The sequence below is a fragment of the Amycolatopsis antarctica genome, from assembly GCF_002262875.1.
GTDB classification, from domain to species: Bacteria; Actinomycetota; Actinomycetes; order Mycobacteriales; family Pseudonocardiaceae; genus Amycolatopsis; species Amycolatopsis antarctica.
Genome location: NZ_NKYE01000011.1, coordinates 189784 through 212105, shown reverse-complemented (window position 1 = coordinate 212105; position 22322 = coordinate 189784). Strand labels below are relative to the sequence as shown.

General features: G+C 70.7%; 21 protein-coding genes. 10 read left to right on the top strand and 11 right to left on the bottom strand.

Annotation, left to right across the window (positions count from 1 at the left end; all coding sequences use genetic code 11):
* The 4 genes from CFN78_RS18685 to CFN78_RS30350 form a co-directional block, all read left to right on the top strand.
* A partial coding sequence (locus CFN78_RS18685; protein ID WP_133116381.1) for an HNH endonuclease signature motif containing protein occupies positions 1–751 on the top strand: 751 nt, incomplete at its 5' end.
* Positions 752–1234: 483 nt separating this feature from the next.
* Positions 1235–2464: a glycosyltransferase gene (locus CFN78_RS18680; RefSeq protein WP_094864127.1), complete on the top strand. Its 1230-nt coding sequence runs from the start codon at positions 1235–1237 to the stop codon at positions 2462–2464.
* 211 nt (positions 2465–2675) lie between these two features.
* Entirely contained in the window at positions 2676–5837 is a 3162-nt protein-coding gene (locus CFN78_RS18675) for an amidohydrolase family protein (protein WP_094864126.1), read from the top strand.
* A 519-nt stretch (positions 5838–6356) separates the two neighbouring features.
* Complete coding sequence (locus CFN78_RS30350; protein ID WP_094864141.1) at positions 6357–6794, top strand: helix-turn-helix domain-containing protein; 438 nt, start codon at positions 6357–6359, stop codon at positions 6792–6794.
* A gap of 21 nt (positions 6795–6815) precedes the next feature.
* Here the strand turns inward: CFN78_RS30350 and CFN78_RS18665 are convergent, their stop codons facing one another.
* Positions 6816–7331: a winged helix-turn-helix domain-containing protein gene (locus CFN78_RS18665; protein WP_094864125.1), complete on the bottom strand. Its 516-nt coding sequence runs from the start codon at positions 7329–7331 to the stop codon at positions 6816–6818.
* A gap of 225 nt (positions 7332–7556) precedes the next feature.
* A complete protein-coding gene (locus CFN78_RS18660) occupies positions 7557–7802 on the bottom strand; it encodes a hypothetical protein (RefSeq protein WP_240519536.1) in 246 nt (81 codons plus the stop codon).
* 288 nt (positions 7803–8090) lie between these two features.
* Here CFN78_RS18660 and CFN78_RS18655 point away from each other — a divergent pair, with 288 nt between their 5' ends.
* The 3 genes from CFN78_RS18655 to CFN78_RS18645 all read left to right on the top strand — a co-directional run bounded on the left by CFN78_RS18655 (position 8091) and on the right by CFN78_RS18645 (position 11673).
* Positions 8091–8474, top strand: a complete 384-nt coding sequence (locus CFN78_RS18655) for a VOC family protein (RefSeq protein ID WP_094864139.1) — start codon at positions 8091–8093, stop codon at positions 8472–8474.
* 404 nt (positions 8475–8878) lie between these two features.
* Positions 8879–9748, top strand: a complete 870-nt coding sequence (locus tag CFN78_RS18650) for a HalD/BesD family halogenase (RefSeq protein WP_094864124.1) — start codon at positions 8879–8881, stop codon at positions 9746–9748.
* 92 nt (positions 9749–9840) lie between these two features.
* Positions 9841–11673, top strand: a complete 1833-nt coding sequence (locus CFN78_RS18645) for a choline/carnitine O-acyltransferase (RefSeq protein WP_094864123.1) — start codon at positions 9841–9843, stop codon at positions 11671–11673.
* A gap of 90 nt (positions 11674–11763) precedes the next feature.
* Here CFN78_RS18645 and CFN78_RS18640 read toward each other — a convergent pair whose 3' ends face one another.
* The 9 genes from CFN78_RS18640 to CFN78_RS18600 all read right to left on the bottom strand — a co-directional run bounded on the left by CFN78_RS18640 (position 11764) and on the right by CFN78_RS18600 (position 18891).
* A complete protein-coding gene (locus CFN78_RS18640) occupies positions 11764–12117 on the bottom strand; it encodes a histone-like nucleoid-structuring protein Lsr2 (RefSeq protein ID WP_094864122.1) in 354 nt (117 codons plus the stop codon).
* A 163-nt stretch (positions 12118–12280) separates the two neighbouring features.
* The gene (locus CFN78_RS18635) at positions 12281–13462 is read right to left on the bottom strand and encodes an AAA family ATPase (protein ID WP_094864121.1); all 1182 of its coding nucleotides are present in this window, start codon (positions 13460–13462) and stop codon (positions 12281–12283) included.
* Positions 13463–13614: 152 nt separating this feature from the next.
* Positions 13615–13797 (bottom strand): hypothetical protein, encoded by a 183-nt coding sequence (locus CFN78_RS18630; RefSeq protein WP_094864120.1) that lies wholly within the window; start codon positions 13795–13797, stop codon positions 13615–13617.
* Positions 13798–13994: 197 nt separating this feature from the next.
* On the bottom strand, positions 13995–14150 hold the full coding sequence (locus CFN78_RS29230; protein ID WP_094864119.1) for a DUF6131 family protein: 156 nt from the start codon (positions 14148–14150) through the stop codon (positions 13995–13997).
* Between the two features lie 338 nt (positions 14151–14488).
* The gene (locus CFN78_RS18620; protein WP_094864118.1) at positions 14489–15850 is read right to left on the bottom strand and encodes a PP2C family protein-serine/threonine phosphatase; all 1362 of its coding nucleotides are present in this window, start codon (positions 15848–15850) and stop codon (positions 14489–14491) included.
* A gap of 146 nt (positions 15851–15996) precedes the next feature.
* On the bottom strand, positions 15997–16653 hold the full coding sequence (locus tag CFN78_RS18615; RefSeq protein ID WP_240519535.1) for a CPBP family intramembrane glutamic endopeptidase: 657 nt from the start codon (positions 16651–16653) through the stop codon (positions 15997–15999).
* Complete coding sequence (locus CFN78_RS18610) at positions 16650–17546, bottom strand: NAD(P)H-binding protein (protein ID WP_094864117.1); 897 nt, start codon at positions 17544–17546, stop codon at positions 16650–16652. Before CFN78_RS18610 ends, CFN78_RS18615 begins: the two co-directional genes overlap by 4 nt.
* A gap of 114 nt (positions 17547–17660) precedes the next feature.
* On the bottom strand, positions 17661–18614 hold the full coding sequence (locus CFN78_RS18605) for an NAD(P)/FAD-dependent oxidoreductase (RefSeq protein ID WP_094864116.1): 954 nt from the start codon (positions 18612–18614) through the stop codon (positions 17661–17663).
* Positions 18615–18672: 58 nt separating this feature from the next.
* Positions 18673–18891 carry a hypothetical protein gene (locus CFN78_RS18600; protein WP_094864115.1) on the bottom strand — a complete coding sequence of 73 codons (219 nt, stop codon included), beginning with the start codon at positions 18889–18891 and terminating at the stop codon, positions 18673–18675.
* Positions 18892–19180: 289 nt separating this feature from the next.
* Here CFN78_RS18600 and CFN78_RS29840 point away from each other — a divergent pair, with 289 nt between their 5' ends.
* The 3 genes from CFN78_RS29840 to CFN78_RS18585 all read left to right on the top strand — a co-directional run bounded on the left by CFN78_RS29840 (position 19181) and on the right by CFN78_RS18585 (position 22307).
* Complete coding sequence (locus CFN78_RS29840; RefSeq protein ID WP_240519534.1) at positions 19181–19627, top strand: Asp23/Gls24 family envelope stress response protein; 447 nt, start codon at positions 19181–19183, stop codon at positions 19625–19627.
* Between the two features lie 160 nt (positions 19628–19787).
* A complete protein-coding gene (locus CFN78_RS18590) occupies positions 19788–20906 on the top strand; it encodes a fatty acid desaturase family protein (RefSeq protein WP_094864113.1) in 1119 nt (372 codons plus the stop codon).
* Between the two features lie 135 nt (positions 20907–21041).
* Positions 21042–22307, top strand: a complete 1266-nt coding sequence (locus tag CFN78_RS18585; RefSeq protein WP_094864112.1) for an ABC transporter substrate-binding protein — start codon at positions 21042–21044, stop codon at positions 22305–22307.
* The last annotated feature ends 15 nt before the right edge of the window (positions 22308–22322 follow it).

Here is a 22322-nt window from a genome sequence, read left to right as displayed (position 1 = left end):
CGTCGATCCGGACGGGCATGCTGAGCGGGCGCGGAAACGGCGTCTGGAACGCAGCGTGCAGTTGGTGCACCAGGACGATGCGATGAGCACCCTGATCGCCGATCTGCCTGCCGAGACCGCCACGGCGGTCTACGCACGCGTGGATCGGATCGCGAAGACCCTGCGTGGTGGTGGTGAGACCCGCACCCTGGAACAACTCCGTGCCGACGTGTTCGCCGAACTCTGCCTCGGTCACCGCACGGCAGAAGCCCGTACGGAGGTGTTCGTGCACGTCGCCGCGACGACCCTGGCCGGGGTCGACGACCATCCCGCCGAGCTGTCCGGTCACGGGCCGGTACCGGCCTGGCTGGCCCGCCACCTCGCCACCAACTCGGGTTCGGTGCTACGCAGGGTCGTCACCGACCCGGTCACCGGAACCGTGCTCGATCTCGGACGCAGCCGATACCGCCCGCCGGCGGCGTTGGCGGAGTTGGTGAAGGTACGTGACCGGGAATGCCGGATGCCGGGTTGCCACCGGCCGTCCCACGTATCCGACATCGACCACACAGACGACTGGGCACGAGGGGGCAGTACCAGCGCCGCGAACCTGACCGGGCTCTGCCGACGACACCACCGCCTCAAAGACCTCCCCGGCTGGCACCTCGCCACCGACAACACCGGCGCCCTGCACATCACCACCCCCACCGGCAACGTCCACACCAGCCGACCCGAACCCCTCCACCCGCCAGACGAAGTACCCGCACCCTTCTGACCTGGACGGCACAGGAACTCGCCACCGTCCGTACAGCGTGACCGACCAACCGCCAACGGACGTCCATATCGAACAGAACTGCCAAAGTTCGCCACACGGCTGCCGAGCATGCCCGCCCGGACCCAGGGCGAGTCGCGGCGCCGAACGGCGAAGCCCCACCGACTGTCCACAGTGGATTCCAGACGCCGTGAGACTCGACACGAAGCCGATCCACCGGCGCGGGGCGGCCGACAGGACTCCATGCGACCGTCCGCCCGGAGCCTCCTGCCGACGGTCCGCATCTCGCGCCGGTTACGCCGCGACCGGGAGCCAAGCCGGCCACGGCCGCGGAACGCGCGGAACGAGTGCCGTCGAGCCGGGACGGATCCCGCGGCGACGACCGTGCACTGCAACACCCACGGCCGGAACCGCCGCCACCCCACCCACCGATACGATCAACCGTGCGGGCCGTGAACGAACCGCCGCCGTAACGTGGAGAAGCCCATGCGCGTACTGCTGACCTGCCTGCCGCTCTACTCGCATCTCGTCCCCGCGGTGATCCCGGCGGCGAGAGCCCTGGGCAGGGCGGGGCACCAGGTCGCGGTGGCAACGGCCCCCGCCATGGCCGGGGAACTGGGCCGCGCCGGGATCGAGCACCTGCCGCTGCCGAACGTGATCGACCTGGCCCGCTTCCTCACCGACCCCGCCTACACGAACCTGCCCGGCATGCCCGGCGCCGTCACCGAAGCCGGTGGACACCGGTCCGCGGCGGCCGAACCCTCGGTGAGCCGCGCCCGAAGCGACCCGGGCGAGGGAGTACGCGCCTACGCGGGCCCGCTCGCGCGTATCTTCGCCGAGGATCTCCTCGACGCAGCACCCCGCTGGCAACCGGACGTCATCGTCCGGGAATGCAACGAGTTCGGCGGCTACCTGGCCGCCGAACGCCTGGGCCTCCCGCAGGCAGTACTCGACATCTCACCGTTCTCGGCCCGGAACCTGCCCGCCGTACGGGACATCCTCAACGCCCAGCGTGCAGGCCTCGGTCTGGACACCGTCGACACCCCTGGCCGACCGGACCGGACACTCCTTGCCGCGCTGGTCCCGCAACAGTGGTACCCCGACGACATCCGGCTCCCCTCCGCCCGGTCCTACCGCCTCGACGACACCGGCCCGGGCGCGATCGCGCTCGACCCCGCGTTCGCGAACCTGCCCGACGACCGGCCACTCGTGCTGGCCGGACTCGGTACCGTGGCCCTCCAGGCGATCCCGGAAGCGCCGAAACTCCTCGAACTGCTGGTCGCCGCACTCGGCGAACTGCCCTGCACCGGAGTCGTCGCACTCGGGCCCGGATTCGACCCCGCGGACTGGACCGGCCCCCGGCCAGGCAACGTCCGGCTCACCTCCTTCGCCCCCCAGCCGCAACTGCTCCACTCGGCAGACCTGTTCCTCTCCCACGGCGGCTTCGGCGGTGTCCGCGAAGCCCTGCGCGCCGGCACCCCGATGGCGGTCCTGCCACTGTTCGGGGACCAGCAGGACAACGCCGACCGCGTGGCCGAACTCGGGCTCGGCACCCGGCTCGACCCGGCGGTGGTGGACGCGACCTCCCTCGCCGAAGCCTGCGCCCGACTGCTGGACGACCCCGCGCCCCGCCACCGGGCGGCGAGCATGTCGCGCCGGATGCTCGCCTGCCCCGGAACCGAGGCCCTCGCCGAGGACATCGCCGCACTGGCCTGACGGCGCCCGTCGGCCGACCGCCCCGCGCCCCGGCACACCCCCGTCGGCCCTGCGCGGAGCGTGACCGGCGCTTCCGCCGCACAAGTCTCTCTACGTTCCGTAGGACAACGGCTACAATTCATTTCGTTAGCTCACCTAATAGGGTGACATCCAGAGACCGGAACATTGCGGATCGTGGCCCGCCTGGGTCAAGGTCACGGTGGGAGGCGACATGGATCCGATCGACACCCCGGCGAGCGACGGGCACGGCCCGCGGCGGCCGGCCCCACTGAGCCGCCGGGACCTGCTGCGACGGACCGGGCAGGTCGCCGCGGTCGCGACCGGCGCCGGACTGCTCGGCCCCATCGCCCTCGAACGCGCGGCGGCCGCGGACCCCGCCGGCCACGGTGAACGGGCGACACTCACCGAAGGCACCAACATCGCCGCCTCGATGTCGCCGGACGGCCGGGCCATCGCGCTCGACCTCGTCACCGCCATCTGGATACTGCCCGCCGACGGCGGCCCCGCCCGCAGGCTCACCGACGACCTGCAGGACGCGACCCAGCCGCACTTCTCCCCGGACGGCCGCGGCGTCGTGTTCCAGTCGTACCGCGACGGGAACTTCCACCTGTGGGTCATCAACCAGGACGGCAGCGGTCTGCGCAGGATCACCGAGGGCACCTCGGACCACCGGGAACCGAAGTTCTCCCCGGACGGAACGCAGATCGTCTTCGCCTCGGATCGTGGCGGCACCGGCAGTTACGGCATCTTCCGCTGCGAACTGGCCACCGGCACCGTCAGCGCGCTCACCGACTCGGCCGCCGAGGAGGCGATGCCCGCCTGGTCGCCGGACGGCAGCAGGGTCGCCTTCACCGTGGACGACTCCGCGATCGACGCCGTCGAGGTGGCGACCGGCGAGATCACCCACCTGGTAGCCGCGGCCGAGGGTGCGAGCGTGTACGGCCCGGCGTTCGCCCCGGACGGCGCGACCCTCAGCTACACCCGGGTCACCGGTGCCACCGCGGAACTCGTGGTGGGGGACCGGGCGATCACCAGCGGCGAGGACGTCTTCGGATTCGCCGCCACCTGGCTCTCCGCCGACGAGCTCGTCTACACCGCCGACGGGGAGATCCGCAGGCGCTCGCTGACCGGTACGGCCACGTCCATCCCGTTCCGCGCGGAGGTCCCGGTCGTCTCGCGACGGGACTACCGGCGCGAACCCCGCGATCTCGACTCGACAGCCTCCCGGCCGGTACAGGGAATCGCGAGCCCGGTGGTCGCCCCGGACGGCTCACGGATCGCGTTCCGCGCCCTGAACGCCCTGTGGCTGCTGCCGATCACGGGAGGCAAGCCCAGCAAACTGGTCGACGACGGGTTCTTCGCCACCGACCCGGACTTCTCCCCGGACGGCGCGTCGATCGTGTACGCCTCCGACCGTGAGGGCGACGCCGACCTGTGGCAGCGCGACCTGACTACCGGCGCCGAGCGGCGGCTCACCGGTGTCGACGGCGCGCAGATGACTCCCCGCTGGTCCCCGGACGGCAACAGCATCGCCTACGCCGACCAGGACGGAGCGATCTGGATCCTCGACGTCGCGTCCGGCTCGGTCCGGCAGGTGACCCCGACACTGTTCATGCCCGGCCGGGTGAGCTGGTCACCCGACGGCTCGGTGCTGGCGCTCGCCGCGGTGAAGCCGTTCTCGAAGCGGTTCAGGGAGGGCACCAGCCAGATCCTGACGGTCGACCTCGCCTCCGGCTCGCTGCACTACGCCGAGGCGATACCCGGCAGGTCCATCGCCACCAGGGGCGACGACGGACCCGTGTGGTCTCCGAACGGGCGCATGCTGGCATTCGTCGTCGAGTCCGCCCTGTGGGTGGCCGAGGTCGACGCCGCGGGCAGCCTCGCCGGCGAGGCCCGGCAGGTGACCAGGGAAGTCACCGACGCGCCGTCCTGGGTGGGGTCCGACCGGCTGCTGTACCTGAACAACGGCAGGTTGCGGCTCACCGGAATCGACGGGAGCAGGCCGCGGACAGTGCCGGTGGACCTGCGCTGGCACCGGGCGAAGGTCACCGAGAAGACCGTCATCCACGCCGGTGCGATCTGGGACGGCGAGGCGACCGGTCTCCGGCGGGACGTGGACATCGTCGTCGACGGCGACCGGATCGCGGCCGTCGAGCCGCACCGGCCTGGAAGGTCCACAGTGGACGCTTCGGGGCTGACCGTGATACCGGGCCTGATCGAGTCCCACAACCATTGGCATCTGCGGGGCAGGCAGTGGGGTGACCGGCAGGGCCGCGTGTGGCTCGCCTACGGCATCACCTCGACGCGCTCGCCCGGCGATCCCGCCTACCAGATGGTGGAGACCAGGGAGGCGCTCGACGCCGGACGGCGGGTCGGCCCCCGGTTCTTCGCCACCGGGGAGGCGATCGACGGCTCGCGGGTCTACTACAACTTCATGCGCACCACCCGGTCGCTCGACCAGCTCGGCCCGGAACTGGAACGGGCGAAGGAACTGGGCTACGACCTCATCAAGACCTACGTTCGGCTGCCCGCCGAAGCCCAGCGGGAGCTGGCCGCACGCGCGCACCGGGCCGGAATGCCGCTGTCCTCGCACTACCTGTACCCGTCGGAGAACTTCGGCATGGACGGGATGGAACACACCGGCGCCACCAACCGGCTCGGCTACTCGCACACCGTCAGCAGGCTGGGACGCGCGTACGCCGACGCGGTCACGCTGTTCACCCGCACCGGCATGTCGATCACCCCGACACTGTTCAACTCGGCCGCGATGTACGGCGAGGACCGCTCGCTCGTCGACGATCCGCGTACCCGGGCACTCTTTCCCGCCTGGGAGTACGACCTGCTCCGCACGAAAGCCGAGAACGCCACGCTGCCACCGGCGGAGGCGATGCGGGAACTGCTGAGGGCGAACGTGGACATGGTGCTGCGGATCCACCGAGGCGGTGGCCTCGTCATCGCCGGAACGGACGCCCCGCTGGACAACGTCGCCGTATCGCTGCACACCAACCTGCGCGCCATGGTGCGGTACGGCTTCACCCCGTACGAGGCGCTGCGTACCGCCACCGCCAACCCGGCGCGCTGGCTGGGGCTGGAAGGCAGGATCGGTACCGTCGCCCCCGGTGCGCTGGCCGACCTGTCGTTCGTGACGGGGGATCCGCTCGCCGACATCCGGGCGGCGGCCGCGGTGACCCGGGTGATGCGCGGCGGCGTGCTGCACACGGTGGACGAACTGCTGGCTCCGTTCGCGCCGGATACGCGGGCGAGCGTCACGCCGGCGCTCGCTGCCTCGGCCCCCACCCCGCGGCACGACCACGACCCGCGGTTCTGGTGGCACGAGCCGGAATGGGCGCAACCGGTCTGCTGCGGCACCTGAGTTCGGTGCGCCCACGGCCACCTCGTTCGCCGTCGGCTGCCACCGCGACATGTCGACACCTGCCGTTCCGGCATGCCCTCGACCGTTCCCCGGCGAATCGCGACCGGTGGACCCGAGTGGAGTGGCAGGCGGTGGGCTTGCACTCCGGCCACGCGAAAATATGTGACGATGACCTATTGAAGTGTCACGCAGAAATCGTCGGCCGTGCAGATTCTCCTCACCGTCCGATCGCCTTTCCTCCGGCGCATGGAATGTGACCGAAGGACGTCGCCGGGCGCGCGGACGCAGCGCGGTCGCGGCCGGGAGTCAGGTCCGCTTTGTCGGAACGTCCTTGTCTCGCAACGGTTTCGTCCGCCGTCGGCGTGCCCGGTCGCGCATCCTCGCGATGGCGGCCCGGCGCGTATTCCGCCCGTGGCCGCCTGCCTTTCGAGAAGAATGCCCCTGAGTCGGCGGAATGGTCGGAGAATTCCCTTCCATGAGGACGTGGATGTTCGCGGCCGCTCGTGCCAGGCTGTTGTGGTGAGCAGACGTGAACTCGCCGGATTCCTGCGGCAACGCCGTGAAGCACTACGACCGGACGACGTCGGCCTGCCGACCGGTACGCGGACCCGGCGGACTCCGGGACTGCGCCGGGAGGAGGTCGCCGCTCTCGCCGGCATCTCGGCCAACTACTACGAGCGGCTGGAGCAGAAACGCGCGGCGCACCCGGCGCCGCTCGTCCTGGACGCCCTGAGTCGCGCACTGCGGTTGTCCGGCGGAGAACGTGCCCAGCTCACCCGGCTGGCGAGCAAGACTCCGGCGGCTGGGGACGACGCGATCGGCGAGACGCCGTCGCCCCCGCCGGACGGGGAGCGGATCGTGCTCTACCTGCCGGAACCGGAGAACCGGACCGAGAGCCGTCCCGCTCGGGTCGACGGCGACCACGCCGGAGAGACTCCGGTGGCCGGGGCGAGCTGAGCGGGCGGCCCCCGGCGCCGCTCAGTCCGTGGCGTCGATATGGACCAGTTCGGGACGGTCCAGGCGGTAGCCGACCCCGCGCACGGTCGTGATGAGGGCGGCGGCCGAACCGAGTTTGGACCGCAGTCTGCGGATGTGGACGTCCACGGTGCGGGGATTGCCCGGCTCGTCGAGTCGCCACACCTCCCGCAGCAGCCGTCGGCGGCTGTGCACCAGGCGCGGGTTGCGGCACAGGTGCAGCAGCAGGTCGTACTCCAGTCGTGTGAGGACGGGTTCGTGGCCGTTGTCGATCACCCGGCGGGCGCCGGGATCGATCCGCAGCGGCGGTTGCCTGCGCTGGTGCGGAATCGGGGGAACGGCGTCCCCGCCGTCGACGCGCACCTCGGTTCCCGGCCGGTCGGCGATCGCGGCGATGGTGTCCCGCAGCGAGGCGGCGACCCTCGGGGCGTCCTCGGACCGGACGGTGACGCGCAGGGCGAAGGTGACTTCGGCGTGCCCGGCGATGAGCCCGGCGGTGGATGAGGGGGTCAGCGGCATGATCGTGGTCCCGGTTCGTCGGTCGGCCGGTCTCCTGCGGGGCGGCGCGGATGGGCGCGACACCGCTCGGCGGTCGCGCGGGCGTGATCGATGGGGCGGCGATTGGCCGGACCGGTAGTGGGCACGGTTCCAGCAGAACCCGTCCTGGCGAGCCGGGCAATGCGGTCCCAGTCCGTGGAGCGGGTGGCGTCCCGCGGCGCGTTCGTGCACGCGGCGGAGCCGGGTTCAGTACACCGTCCGGTCCGCGCCGGGCAGCCAGGACGGCCTCGGCGGTACCCAGCGTGCCGGAGCGGGCGCCGCGGTCCGGTCGTCCGGCATGGCGAGCGGGTCGTCGCCCTCGTACCAGCGGCCCCAGTGGTGACGGCACAGGCCCCGTCCCACGGCCGGAGCCGGGCAGGCTCCTCGTCTGCACCGCGTGCCGGATGATTCCGTCATGGCGCGCCCCTGTTCCTCGCCGACGTGGATGGTCACTGTAGCTCCGCGTCCCTCCGTGCCCCGCGGTTCCGGAGGGGCGCGGACCTCACCCGACGTCCGCGGACCGTCCGGTCGATCGCGATCGGCGCAGGGCTGGGATGTGAAGTGCGCTACATCCTCACCCCGGTGCTCGAGCTTCCCGCGAGCGGCCCCGGCTTTCGTGCCCGCGGGGCCTCGGCCGGGGAGTTGCCGGGAACGTACGGCGGATGATCTGATGACGGCAGCGTCGCGTGCCGGTGACGGACAGCGTCAGGCATGGAGGCGCCGGACCCTCAGGGGTATCTCGTGTCAGTTCTCCTCAATCACACCATCGTTTTTGCCAAGGACAAGCGGGAATCCGCGTCGTTGTTCGTCTCCCTTTTCGCTCTGCGGGAGCCGATCGGCTGGGGCCCTTTCCTGTCCGTCGAACTAGGCCAGGGCGGTCTTGTCCAGTTCGCCGACGTGGACTTCGACATCCAGCCCCAGCACTACGCCTTCCTCGTCTCGGAGGAGGAGTTCGACGGCATCTACGGGCGCATCGTCGACAGCGGCCTCGACCATTCGGCCGATCCGCACTGGAACAGTCCGGGCACGTTCAACACCGGCCACGGTGGGCGCGGCGTGTACTTCCGGGATCCCGCGGGGCACGGTCTGGAAGCGCTGACGAGCCCGTATCTGTCCGGCGAGTAGCACCGCCCAGGTGGCGCGTGACGGCATACCTCGCGCGCCACCGGGACGGTGCCCACCTTCTGCTGCGTCCGGGTGATCATCTCCGGCGAAAGCCGAGTTCGCGGACCTCGGCCGGGAATTCGAACAGAGGTTCGGGCCGCGATGGGCTACCGTGCGATTCATGACGGGAATCGAGCCGCTGGCGGAGTCGTTCCGGTGCCGTCCCGGACCGGCCCATCGGCTCAGTGGCCCCGTTTCCGCATCGCGGAAAGTGTTTCCGCCGGTGGTCCGCAATTGTGGCCAAGGCGAATGGTTCCCGTACGCTCCCGGTATTCGAGACGTATTCCGGTGCGACCCGGCCGGGTAACCCGCGGAATTGTCCGGGCCGGCATTGTGGATATGGTGCGCCCGAAGAGAGGACTCCCATGACGACCATGGAAAGCCGGTCGATCGAGCAGGTGGTCGACAGTTCCCGGTACCCGTTGCGGGATCCGGGCGGCGCGGGCTGGAACACGGTCGTGTCCCGTGCCCGCCGGGAACTGCGTGAGCACGGGTGCTCGGTGCTGCCCGGCTTCGTCCGGTCCGAATTTCTCGCGGAACTCCGGGACGAATGCGCGGCCATCGCCCCGTCGGCGTACTACGACGTCGAAACCGTGAATGTCTACAACGCGGTGCCGGACGATACGCTGCCCGCCGACCATCCGGTCCGGATCTCGATGGAACGTGGCAACGCATTCGTTCCGAGGGACACGATCCCGGAAAGCGCCATCATTCACCGGCTTTACCGCAGCCCGCTGTTCCGGCATTTCCTCGCGACCTGTGTGGACCTGCCGGCGATTCACGAACTCGCCGACCCGCTGGCCGGACTCTGTCTCAACGTCGTGAATCCCGGACGGTCGCATCCCTGGCACTTCGACACCAACGAGTTCGCGATCAGCATGCTCACCCAGGAGCCCGACGGTGGTGGTGTATTCGAGTACTGCCCGAACATCCGCTCGGCCTCGGCGGAGAACCTGGACGATGTTCGCGCCGTGCTGACGGGCCGGGGCGGGCACCTGATCCGGCGGATGTCGCCCCGCGCGGGCGACCTGCAGTTGTTCCGCGGCCGGTACTCGCTGCACCGCGTGGGCACGGTGACCGGCCGGGCGCAGCGGCACTCGGCGATCTTCGCCTACAGCGGCCGTCCCGGCGTACTGGGGACCGTCGCCAGGACACGGCAGCTCTTCGGCCGCGTCGCGCAGAGCCACCTCGACGCCGAGGGCAGGGCGGTACGAGTGGATCAGTTGTTGGATTAGGGTTTCGCACGGTCCGCGATGCCCGCCGCACCCGGTGCGGGCGGGCCGCCGGCCGCGGCACGAAAACCACACCATGGAGGTCGACGATCAGCGTGAACGGTAGCCAGGACCTGTCCGCCCGGACCTTCGGCAACGAGGACGGCCTGCCCCGAGTGCCGTTGCCCACCGTCGAGGATAGTTGCGCCCGGTTCCTCGAATGGTGCGCGCCGCTGCTGACGGCCGAGCAGCTCGCGGCGACCGAGGAGGCCGTGCAACGGTTCCGGGGTCCGGGCAGTCCGGCGCACGTCCTGCAGGACGCGCTGCTGCGCTACGACGCCGAGGACGGCGTGCACAGCTGGCTCGACACCTTCTGGCCGTACCGCTACCTCGGCCGTCGTGATCGCATCGCCCTCAACGCGAACTTCTTCTTCCTGTTCGCGGATTCCGGAGCGTCGAGGCCCGGGCAGATCGAGCGGGCGGCGGAGCTGACGGCAGCCGCGCTGCATCACAAGGTGCGGCTGGACGAGGAGCGGATCCCGCCGGTCGTCGGCCGCGGCGGCCCACAGTCGATGGAGCAGAACAAGTACCTGTTCTCCGCCACCCGTATCCCGGGCACCGAACTGGACACCGTGCGCACGCCCTACACCGAGCAGTGGCCCGGGCCGTCCACCGAACGGCACATCGTCGTGTTCTACCGCGGGGGCATGTTCCGGATGGACGTGCTGGGCGCGGACGGCACGCCGCACTCGCTGGATGACCTCGCGGCCGGACTGTGCGCGATCATCGAGGCGGGAACCGTCGGCGCGGCTCCCGGCACCTCCGTCGGGCACCTGACCACGAAGGCGCGCGCCGAATGGGCGAGCAGCAGGCAGGCCCTGATCGACCACGATCCGGTGAACGCGGAACTGCTCGACACGGTGGAGCGGGCGTTGTTCTGCGTCGCACTCGACGATCTCGTCCCCGCCGACGACCTGAGCGCGGGCGGTGCGCTGCTGCACGGCGACAGTGGCAACCGCTGGTTCGACAAGGCGGTGTCCCTCGTGGTCTTCGCGGACGGGACGGCCGGTATCAACGTCGAGCACTGTTGCCTCGACGGCACCACCATCCTGAGCTTCGTCGACGCCATGCTGGAGGAGCCTGCGCGGGAGCAGTCCCGCAAGTCCGGAGCGCGGGACCAGGGAGTGCCCGGGTTCGCTCCGCTCCGGTTCGTCCTCGACGAGGTTCTGCGGGCCGATGTCCGGGAGGCGGATGAGGCGTTCGCCGCCTACGCGGCGGACACCGCCACCACCATCGTCTCCTTCGACGATTTCGGCGGCGACGCGGCGAAACGGTTGCGCATCTCACCGGACGCCTTCGTGCAGATGGCCTACCAGCTCGCGCACCGGCGGGCGAAAGGGAAAACCGGGGCCACCTACGAGTCCATCGCCACCCGCCAGTTCCACCACGGGCGAACCGAGGCGATGCGCGTGGTCACCCCCGAGGTGCTGGACTTCGTGGCCGCGATGGAGGACCCGGCCGCGGACGCGGCCACCCGGCGGGCCGCGCTGCGCGCCGCGGCGGACAAGCACGTCGCCAGGGCGAAGGAGTGCCAGGCAGGGCAGGCCCCGGAACAACACCTGTGGGAGCTGCAACTCGTCCAGCGGCGGCGTGGAGCCGAGCTCGGCGTGACCGGGCCACTCGCCCTGTACGACTCGCCGGGGTGGACCACGATGCGCGACGACTACCTGAGCACCAGCTCGGCACCGTCGGTCAACATCAGCTACTTCGGTTTCGGTTCCACCAGCAGTCAGTGCATCGGCGTCGCCTACGTGCTGCTGCCGGAGCGGTTCAACCTGCACCTGAGCACGCCGCGGGCGGTGGCGGGGGAGATGCACCTGTTCGCGGAGCAGGTGCGGGTGGCCGTGCGCGAACTGCGTGACCTGCTCGCCGCGGACACCGACGGCTGAACCCCCGCCGCTCGCCGTTCGCGGGGCACGCGGCGGCGCCCACGCCGGTGGACCGGCCTGCGGTCCACCGGCGCGGCGGATGCGCGTGAATCAGTTGTTCGCCTCGTAGTCGTCGATGACGTCCGCGGGGATGCGGCCGCGCTCGGAGATCTCGTAGCCGTTGTCGATGGCCCACGCGCGGATCTTCTTGTTGAGCTGACGGCTCTCCGCCTGCGTGAGCTCCGGCGTTGCCGCGGGGGACGCCGCCCGGGTCGCCTTGCGCTTGCGTCCGCCGATCCGGCGGCCGTACTCGACATAGCGGGCCAGCGCGTCGCGGAGTTCGTCGGCGTTCTCGGCGGACAGGTCGATCTCGTAGGTGATCCCGTCCAGTTCGAAGCTCACGGTCTCGTCGGCGTCCGAGCCGTCGAGGTCGTCGAGCCAGTGTGTTTCGATCTTCTGTGCCATCTGTCCTCGTCATCCACAATTGGCAGGGTGTCGATGCGGAAGGTAGCACCGGCGCCGCGACCGATGATCAGGTGCCGGTACTCCCCGCCGTCACCGGCCCGCGGGGCGCAAGTGATTGCGGCGCATGGACATCCCACGATGCCGTGGCCGCATGGGTGGACGCTCAGCGTGCGGGCCAGTGCCACGCGGGGCGGTCGAGAACGCCCTGGCCCTCGACGACGGTGTCGCCGAACTCCTTGGCGAGGGTGACCGTGCCGGTCCGGGTCCCCGTGTGTTCGGCCGCGGCCTCCACCGCGCGGACCAGCGGTACGGAATGCGAGACGAGAATGATCTGAGCTCCGGTGGACGCGGCGGCGATCAGCTCGGCGAGCGATGGCAGCAGATCCGGGTGCAGGCTGGTCTCCGGTTCGTTCAGCACCAGCAGTTCCGGGGGCCGGGGGGTCAGCAGGGCGGCGACCCACAACAGGTAGCGCAGCGTGCCGTCGGACAGTTCCGCGGCGTCCAGTGGCCTGAGCAGCCCGTGCTGCCGGAAGCGGAGGCCGAACCTGCCGTCGTGTACTGCCACCTCGGCTCTGGAACCGGGAAACGCGCTGTCGATGGCCTCGTCGAGCGCCACGGCGTCGCCGTTCTCCCGTATGGTCTGCAGGGCGGCGGCCAGATCGGCGCCCTCGGCGCCCAGCACCGGCGTCCTGGTGCCGACCCGGGTCGCGCGTGCCGGAGCGCCCGCGTCGGTCCGGAACTGGTCGTAGAACCGCCAGGACCGAATCCGGTCGCGCAGCACCAGCAGTTCCGGGGAGCGACGAGGGTCCGCGAGTTCGCTGAGCATGCTGTCGGTCGTCCTGATGGACTGCGTGTCCCCGGACCACGCCCCGCTTTCGTCGCGGGTACGCGCGGTACTGCCGGAGCGGTCCGCCAGCAGGCGCGCGGTTCTGAGCACCGTTCCGGTCCACAGGCATTCCCGTTTGAACTCCGGGTCACGCTGGAACGCCGAGTCCGGGTCCGGCATCGGCAGGCCCAGGTCGAGGGCGTAGCCGAACTCCTCGCCGGAGAACCCGAGCCGGAGGCCGACCGGTTGCGTACGCCGGGTGCCCTGAACGGGATGCCTGCCTTGGCGGACGCTCCTGCTCACGGTCTCCGGTCCCGCCCACAGGGTGGACAGCAGGCCGCCTTCCCTGGCGAGCGCGGGCACGGCGCCGTTCCTGGAGGCGTCCGCGAGCATCCGCAGGGTGCGGTACAGACTGGACTTCCTACTGCCGTTCGGTCCGGTGACCAGGGTCAGCGGGGCCAGCGGCAGGACCAGATCCCGTAGCGACCGGTAGTTCTGCACGGCGAGGGTCGTCAGCATCCGGTGAGGCTATGCCCGGCCACCGACAGTCCCGGCTTCCGGCGCGGGTGAACGCGGTGCGGCACGGCCGGTGTCACCAGGTTGGTTTGTCTGTCCATATCGGACAGACAGTGACGAGGGCGACCGGGGGTGCCGTCGTGGTGGCCGCGCCCTCAGTCCCGGGTTTCCTCGGCAGTACCGGACTGCTCGGCCATCGTCCAGTGGCCGGGCGCGAACACGCCGACCACCTCGGAATCGTCGAGAATCATGAGATGTCCCGCGTCGCGGAGCACGAACGTCGTGCCGGTGCGGAAGTCGTACGCGTTGTTCGATGGGGTCCTGACGGTGACGGGCAAGGCCGCTGCACCTCCTGAGGGACACCGTCCGCGAACGGGCGGAAGAAGCGATGGTGAACTGGTGCGCGGGCGCGGAGGATTCCCCGGACTCGCGGAAGAGTCCGCTGTGGTTTTCCCGCAGGGGCCACCGGGGCGGCGGGCCGCCGTCGAAACGGTGCCGCGAGGCCCCGGTGACCGCCTTCCCGCTTGGCGCGGGATCAGAACCAGTGTGCGCGACCGCCGACCTTCGTGCCCAGACGCCCCAGGACCGCCAGGACCACGCCGATCACCACGAGGGCGATGCCGATGGACCACAGCACGGGAATACTGGCGATGAATCCGATGATGAGCAGAATTACGCCCAGAACGATCACGACTGTCCTCCATGTCAGATCTTCGCCGCGATGACGACATCGACGGCGACTTGTGCTCGATAAACCGGATACGCCGCTGTGATGGCGATTCCGGCGGGAAACGGAACGAACGTCTCCCGTGGTGCACAGAACCGCGTCCGGGTGGCCGCGGGGACGAACGGAGCGCCTGGCGCCGCTGCCTCCTCGAACCATTCCGGGCGAAACCCATCGTGGGCCCGCACCTGGAGTGATGCGCGTCCGGGCGGTGGGTCGTTCTCGCCCTGCGAAGCCCGGGTACCCCGAAAAAGGGGCCGGCAAACCACTCAAAATCCAGAATGGCGCGAAACCGTAGCGGCAGGTCAGGGCACGTGAACGGCCAGCAGCACGACATCGTCGTCCGGCGCCGGTCCCGCCAGTTCGTGCACGACGGTGTCGACCAGCTCCCGCACCGGGACCCCGGCGTGCGTGCGGGCGAGTTCACGAAGAGCGTCGATGCCCTGCTCGACATCCTCGCCTCGCCGCTCCACCAGGCCGTCGGTGTACAGCAGCACGGTGTCACCGGGGGCGAGGATCGCCCGGGCGGTGGTGCGGTTCTCGACGAACATCGGACGGCAGCCCAGCATCAGGTCGTGCTCGCCGAGAACGGCCGCCGTTCCGTCGGCTCCGAGCCGGATCGGCGGTGGGTGCCCGGCATTGCTCCACTCCATCGCCCACCCGCCGTCGATGCGTGGCGCCAGGTGCATGACCACGGCCGTACCGGTGAGGTCGGTGCCCAGTCCCTCGCAGGCCTGCTCGAGCGCCGACAGGATCCCGGCAGGGGATCGTCCGGGGTGATCCCATTCCGCCTGCCTGAGCATCGCCCGCGCCTGCCCCATCATCGCGGCGGCGTGGATGTCGTGACCGGTCACGTCGCCTACGGTGACGGCCAGCGTCGCCCCGCCTGCCAGGGTGGGGACGGGCAACGGGATCGCGTCGTACCAGTCGCCACCGACCTGATCCTCGGCTCCGGCAGGACGGTAGTGGGCGGCCATCCGCAGCCCCTCGACCGAGGGCAAACGGGTCAGCATCGCCTGCTGCAACGCGGCCGACACGCTGATCCGGTGCTGTACGAAGCGGACGCGCTCGAGCGCCCTGGCCGTGTACGAGGCGATCATGGTGATCACCATCCGCTCCTCGTATCCGGCGAAGTACGGTTCGTGCCAGCCGAATTCGAGGACGCCGAACACCTCCTCGCCACTGATCACCGGGGCACACACCACCGCGTGCAGACCCAGCTCGTCGTAGTGGCGGACCGCTTCGGGTGCCAGCCGGATGGCCATGTCCGCGCGGTCCGGGTAGTGCACCAGCGCCCGTTCGCGGACGGCCTGGGCGGGGGGCAGCGGCGAGGCCGGGTCGAAGTCCGCCCACTGCCCGCGTACCCGGACCGGTGCCGCACCTACGCCCTCGCCGGCCGGCCCGGCCTGCGAGCGCTGGTCCTCGATGGTGCCCTGTACGCCGCGGTCCTGAGTGATGAGCAGTTCGACGTGCGGGGGAGCGAGTTCTCCGGTCGCCAGCTCGGTGATCAGGGAGCGGATGTCGGTGACGGACTCGGCTTCGCTCAGTGCCTCGGACGCGACCAGCAGCCGCTGCATCCGGACGAAGGCCGCCCGCAGGGGATCGTCGTGTGCCTGGTCTGTGCGTGGACTTCCGGTCGCCCCGGGCCCCGGTGGGTGCGGTGACATCGACGCTCCCCTGTGCGGTCGCGGACCCTCGCCCGCGAACTCGTCTTCGCCCCCGGAGTCTAGGCCCTGGCCGGTGCTTTTCGGTCGGAGGGACTCGTGATCGAGCGCACTGCCCCCGGGGCGCGCCCTCTCGCGGGCCGGCCCGGTCAGCGGGACGGCGCGGCGTCGTCGAACAGCGGAGGCAGGAAGGTGAGCATGAGTGCCGACCACGTCAGGTGAGTCAGTATCGGTGCCTGTATCCCGCCGGTCGCGCGCCGCTGCAGTCCGAACAGGACACCCATCACGGCCGAGGCGAGCACCAGCGCCGGATTGCGGGTGGCGATCGTGGCGAGCGAGTAGATCGCGGCCGAACCCGTGACCGGATGCCGGGGGCCGAGCGCGTCGTAGAGCGCGCCCCGGAAGAACACCTCCTCGGCGAGCCCGTTGGCCAGCGTGGTGAACAGCACCCCCGCATTGGTGCCCCGATGGGCGTACTGCAGGACTCGCCAGATCGCCGTGTTCAGCACCGGGATCCGGCGCGCCACCAGTGCGCACGCGTAGAACGCGCCGAAGGCGGCCGCACCGGTGAGCACGGGCGTGATCAGCGGTCTGCGGGGACGCCCGGTCCATTCCGTCCGGCCCAGGTGCAGCGGGCCCGACCACAGGCCGCCCGCCGTCCAGGTCGCCGCGGCGGCGAGGGTGAGGCCGTAGAACCGGGGCGATCCCGGCTCGGTCGACAGGGAGATGCCGAGCAGTCCGGCACCGGCGACGGCGACCCCGGCCACCCGCCGCCGGCGGGTACGCAGGGCGCGCCCGCCGATCACCGCCGCCGCCTCTGCGCCGCGCGCTCGCCGAGCGCGGCCAGGACGGCCTCGTCGTAGCCGAGGGGTTCGAGCGGCACGAGACGCGTGATGCTGTCGTCGCGGACCACCACCTCGTTTCCCATGGAGTCGACCAGCGAGCGCCCGGTGGCGGTGTCCACATCGGTCACCAGGGACAGCCAGCGGGCGGAGAGACCGGGGGAGAGCAACGGGACGGGCACCACGAGCAGCATTCGTCCCTCGATCGCCGCCACCCGCCGCATCATGTCCACGTACGCCAGGACCTCCGGCCCGCCGATGTCGAACGCACGGCCCTTCGTCTCCGCGACCGTGAGCACCCCGACCAGGTAGCGCACCACGTCGGCGACCGCGATCGGCTGGGTGCGGGTACGGACCCAGCGCGGGGTGATCATGGCGGGCAGGTGCTCGACGAGCTGGCGGGTCATCTCCCAGGAGATGCCGCCGTGGCCGACGATGATGCCCGCGCGCAAGGTGGTGACCGGGACCCCTGCCGTTCCCAGAAGGGATTCGACCTGGCGGCGGCTGCGCAGGTGCGCGGACAGTTCGTCGCCGTCGTCACCGAGACCGCCGAGATAGACGATCCGCTCGACGCCCGCGTCCGCCGCGGACCGGGCGAACGCACGTGCCGCTTCGGCGTCCCGTTGCTCGAAGTCCTTGTCTCCCAAGGAATGCACCAAATAGTACGCCACCTCGCAGCCGTCCAGCGCGGACCGGAGCGTGTCGGGATCGTGCACGTCGCCGTGCACCGGTTCGCCGGCGCCCCGGTAGGAGTCCGGGTGCCGTGTCATCGCGTGGACCTCGTGGCCCGCGGCCACCAGCGCGGGGCACAGCCGCCCGCCGATGAAGCCGGACGCCCCCGCCACCAGAATGCGCATTCGTGTCCCTCTCCACTGGGGCTCGCCGGGTGTCCGGCGGGCGCCGCGTGTGTACGCCGGAGCGTGTCCCCGGCCGACGGTACGGGCCAGGACGGCGGGCCGCCGTCCCGCGGATCACCCCGCCGGGCCCAGCCCGAGGAGATCGCGGCCGAGCGCGGCCCCCGAACGCCACGCCGTCTCCACCTTCGGGCTGCCCCAGCCGTCCCCGGCGAGGCAGATCCCGTCCTCGCCGCGGTGGAACGGTGTGTCCCTGCTGTGCCGGGGGCGCGCGTACCGCCAGCGGTGCACGTGCGTCCACAGCGCGTCCGCGCCGTCGAACCCGAGAAGCCCGCCCACCGCGTCCAGTACCGGCCGTACCGCCGCTTCCGGCTCCGCGTCGTACCGCTCGGCCAGCTCGGCCGTGGAGTGCGTGACCAGGACCGGGGCCAGGTCACCGCGCCGTGCGCCGTCGTCGGCGATCAGCGCCACATCCGGGTGGTCGTTGACGAACGCCGCCGTGCGCAGACGATCCCAGTGCCGGGAACCGAATCCCGCGGTCACCGCGAGGACCGGATCCCATGGACGGGCCGTCTCCGCCGTGGCCGGGCTTGCGGCGTCGACGAGGCGGGCGGCCTGCGGGTCGGGCATCGCCAGCACCACGGCGTCGAAGCGTTCGCCGTCGACGACCGGGCCCGGCCCGACGGAACGCACCGTGTACCCCAGTTCGACGGGCAGGTCCTGGGCGAGGGCGCCGACAAGGCCGCGCAGGCCGCCGGGTGCCCCCCACCTGGCCGGTCCGGTGGTGTCCCGCCAGACCCCGTCGTCCACGGCCTGCAGGGTGTCGGTCCACGGCCGCGCCAGGCCCTCCGCCTGCCAGTGGGCGGCGATCGCGGCGAACCCCGGGTCGCGCACGGTGAAGTAGGCGGCACCGATGTCGACGGCCCGCCGGGGCGAGCCGAGGTGCTTGGTCGCCATCCGGCCACCGATCGCATGTCCGCGATCGACGATCCGGACTGCCACCCCGGCGGCGGTGAGTTCCCGGGCGCAGGCCACTCCGGCGATACCCGCGCCGACCACCATCACGGTCATCGGGCCAGATTACGGTCGTGCCGACAGGGGCACCGATCGGAAGCGGACCGGCACGGTCTCAGGCGGGCGGCTCCGGTGCGGTGTGCCCGCCCTTGTCCGCCGTCGTGTCCTGCGGATCGATGTCCTGCTCGAACGCGGCCCCGGACTCCTTTTCCGTGCGCCGCTGGTCCTCCGTCTCGCCGAAGACCTTCTCCTCCAGCGCGTCCAGGGTCCGCCGCGGGTCCTGGCGCGGGTCGTCCGGTACCTCACCGCGGCCGGATCGGTCCTTGTCTGCCATGCGAGGTCCTTCCTTGGGGCCACCGGGGGAGGGCACCGCCCGTCCCGTTCCGGCGGCGTCTCCGGTGGCGAGCGCCGTGATCACGATCCCACGCCGGCGGGCCGTCTGCCGCGCGGTCGCCCGCGGGTGTCCCGTACCGCGTCACCGTGGTGGAGGACGTCGCCGTCCTGCGCAGGGGGCCGGTGGGCCCGTACGGTCGGGTGAGAAGCCGTGCGCACATCCGCGCGCCGGCGACGCACGCGGCCGCACATTCGGTGAATCCGGCCCGGACAGGAATGAGGCGAGGAACGTGACTGGTCCGACGATCGAGCACGACGGTTCCGGAACATCCACCGGACGGGGAGACGACGGCCGTGGTGGCCTCACCATCGCCGACACCGTCGTGCGCAAGGTGGCCGGCATCGCCGCCCGCGACGTGCCCGGGGTGTTCGGGCTCGGCGGCGGTGGCACACGCACGGTCGGTGCCATCCGGGACCGCATCTCGGGCGACTCGTCCAGCGCGGGCGGTGGCGTTTCGGTCGATGTCGGGGAGAAGCAGGTCGCGGTCGACCTGCGGCTGGTGGTCGACTACGGCAGCTCGATCGTCGACGTGAGCAGGGCGGTACGGCGCGATGTGATCGGCGCGGTGGAGTCGATCACCGGCCTGACCGTCGTCGAGGTGAACATCAACGTCGACGGCGTCCACTTCGCCGAGGAGGACGGCGACGAGCAGGTCGAGGATTCGCGCGTCCGCTGACGATCACGGGCCGGCGGCACACGGTCCGAACCCTTTCCGCCTTTACGCGCACGGTGGCCGTGCGTGCTGCCAGATCCGTGTCACCGCAGGTGGCGCGGGTGTTCAGCTTCGTCTCCGCAGGCGGCGTCGTAACCGAACGCCGAGTCGAGGAGACCCGCACATGACGATGTCCGTACCGCAACTCAGCCCCGATCGGATGGACGAGTTCGGCCGGGAACTGGACGCGATCCGCACCAGGATCGTCGCCGATCTCGGCACCGCCGACGCCGACTACATTCGCGAGGTCGTCGTCGCGCAGCGCCGCCTGGAGCTCGCCGGCCGCGCACTCCTGTTCGCCGGCTGGTTCCCGCCCGCGTGGATCACCGGGGTGGCCGCGTTGTCGTTGTCCAAGATCCTCGACAACATGGAGATCGGCCACAACGTGCTGCACGGCCAGTACGACTGGATGCGGGATCCGGCACTGAACTCGCAGACCTTCGAGTGGGACATGGTCTGCCCCTCCGACCAGTGGCGCCGTTCGCATAATTTCACCCACCACACGTTCACCAACATTCTCGACAAGGATCGCGACATCGGTTATGGGATCCTGCGGATCACCGACGAGCAGAAGTGGCATCCGTACTACCTCGGCAATCCGCTCTACGCGGCTGCACAGGCGGTGTTCTTCCAGTGGGGCATCATGTTCCACGACCTCGAGGCAGATCTGATCGTCAAGGGGGAACGGAGCTGGACCGAGTCGCTGCCGCTGATCGGTCCGATGCTGCGCAAGTCGGCGCGCCAGGTCGGCAAGGACTACCTCGTGTTCCCGTTGCTGACCGGGCCGCTCGCCCCGGTGACGTTCGGTGCGAACGTCACCGCGAACCTCGTGCGGAACCTGTGGGCGTTCTCGATCATCTTCTGCGGGCATTTCCCGGCCGGTGCGGAGACGTTCACCGTCGAGGAGACCGATCAGGAGACCCGGGGGGAGTGGTACTTCCGGCAGATCCTCGGGTCCGCGAACATCACCGGCAGCCCCTTCTTCCACCTGATGTCCGGAAACCTGAGCCATCAGATCGAGCACCACCTTTTCCCCGACCTTCCGTCCCGGCGCTACCCGGGGATCGCGGGGGAGGTACGCGAGATCTGCCGCAGGTACGGCCTGCCCTACAACACCGGATCGCTGTCCAGGCAGCTCGGCTCGGTAGCCCGCAAGATCGTCACGCTGGCCCTGCCGTCGGGCGGGGACGCCGCGGCCGCTTCGGCCAGGCAGCCCTCCGGCGCGGCGGCCGACCCGGCCTGACCGGCGTTCCCGGCATCCGTCCGCCCCGGCCGCCACCGTTCCCAGCAGGAGGGAAGAACTCGACAGATCACCGTCGCGGTTCGAGAATCCCCGTCACTGTATTGTTCGGCCCGATCTGGGGAAGGCGGACTCGTGATGGTTGCCGGTGCTGAGCGGACTCGTCGCTCGTTCCTGACGCTCGCCGGACTGCTCGCGTCCGGTTCGCTCGCCGCCTGCGGCTCGAACACCGGCCGTGCCGACGGGACGAACGGCGACGGAACGTTGCGGCACTGGTACCACGCCTACGGCGAGGACGGCGTGCAGGACGCGGTGAAGCGCTACGCCGAGGCCTATCCGGCCGCCCGGGTCGAGGTGCAGTGGAACCCCGGTGACTACGACTCGAAGATCGTGACCGCACTGCAGAACAGCCCGGTGCCCGACGTGTTCGAGGCGCAGGTGAAGGTCGAGTGGGTCCGGCAGCAACAGGTGGTCCCGCTCGACGACCTGCTCGGAGCGGAGCGCGGCGACTTCGTGCAGACGCTGCTCACCTCGCAGACCGTCGACGGCGCGCTCTACGGCGTCCCGCAGGCCATCGACACGCAGATGCTGTTCTACCGCAAGAGCATGCTCGCCGCGGCGGGGTTGCAACCGCCGAGGACCGTGGACGAACTGGTGGACGCGACCGCCCGGCTGAACACCGGCGGCGTGCGCGGGCTCTTCGTGGGCAACGACGGCGGCGTCTCCACGCTGACCGGCCCGCTCCTGTGGTCCGCCGGACTGGACTTCCTCTCCGTGGACGGCCGCGCGGTCGGCTTCAACGATCCGCGAGCGGCCACGGTGTTCGGCAAGTTGCGCGCACTGAACACCGGTGGCGGGCTCCTGCTGGGCGCCCCGACCGACTGGTCGGACCCGGGCGCGTTCTGTGACGGCCTGGTCGCCATGCAGTGGACCGGGCTGTGGAACCTGCCGAAGATCCGCGAGGCGGTGGGGGAGGACTTCGGCGTGCTGCCGTTCCCGGCACTGGACGGCACCGGCCGGGTGTCGGTACCGGTCGGGGCGTACAGCGCGATGGTGAACGCGAAGAGCGCAGACGTCGACGCCGCGAAGGCCTATGTCCGCTGGCTGTGGGTGGAGCGCACCGAGTACCAGGCCGAGTTCGCCACCGGGTTCGGTGTCCACCTGCCTGCCCGCACCAGCCTCGACGGCGCGGCCGCCGTGCTCAGTTCCGGGCCGGGTGCCGAGGCCGTGCGGTTCGTCGCCGACAGTGGGCGCATCCTCAGCCCGCCGGCGTGGACGGCGCAGGCGGGTACCGCTCTGTCCGACGCCGTCGCGCGCATCGCGCGTGAGGGTGCCGACCCGGCCGCCGAGACGCGCAAGGCGCTCGATGTCGCCGACAGTGAGATCACCCGGCTCTACGGCTGACCGTGCTCACTCGAT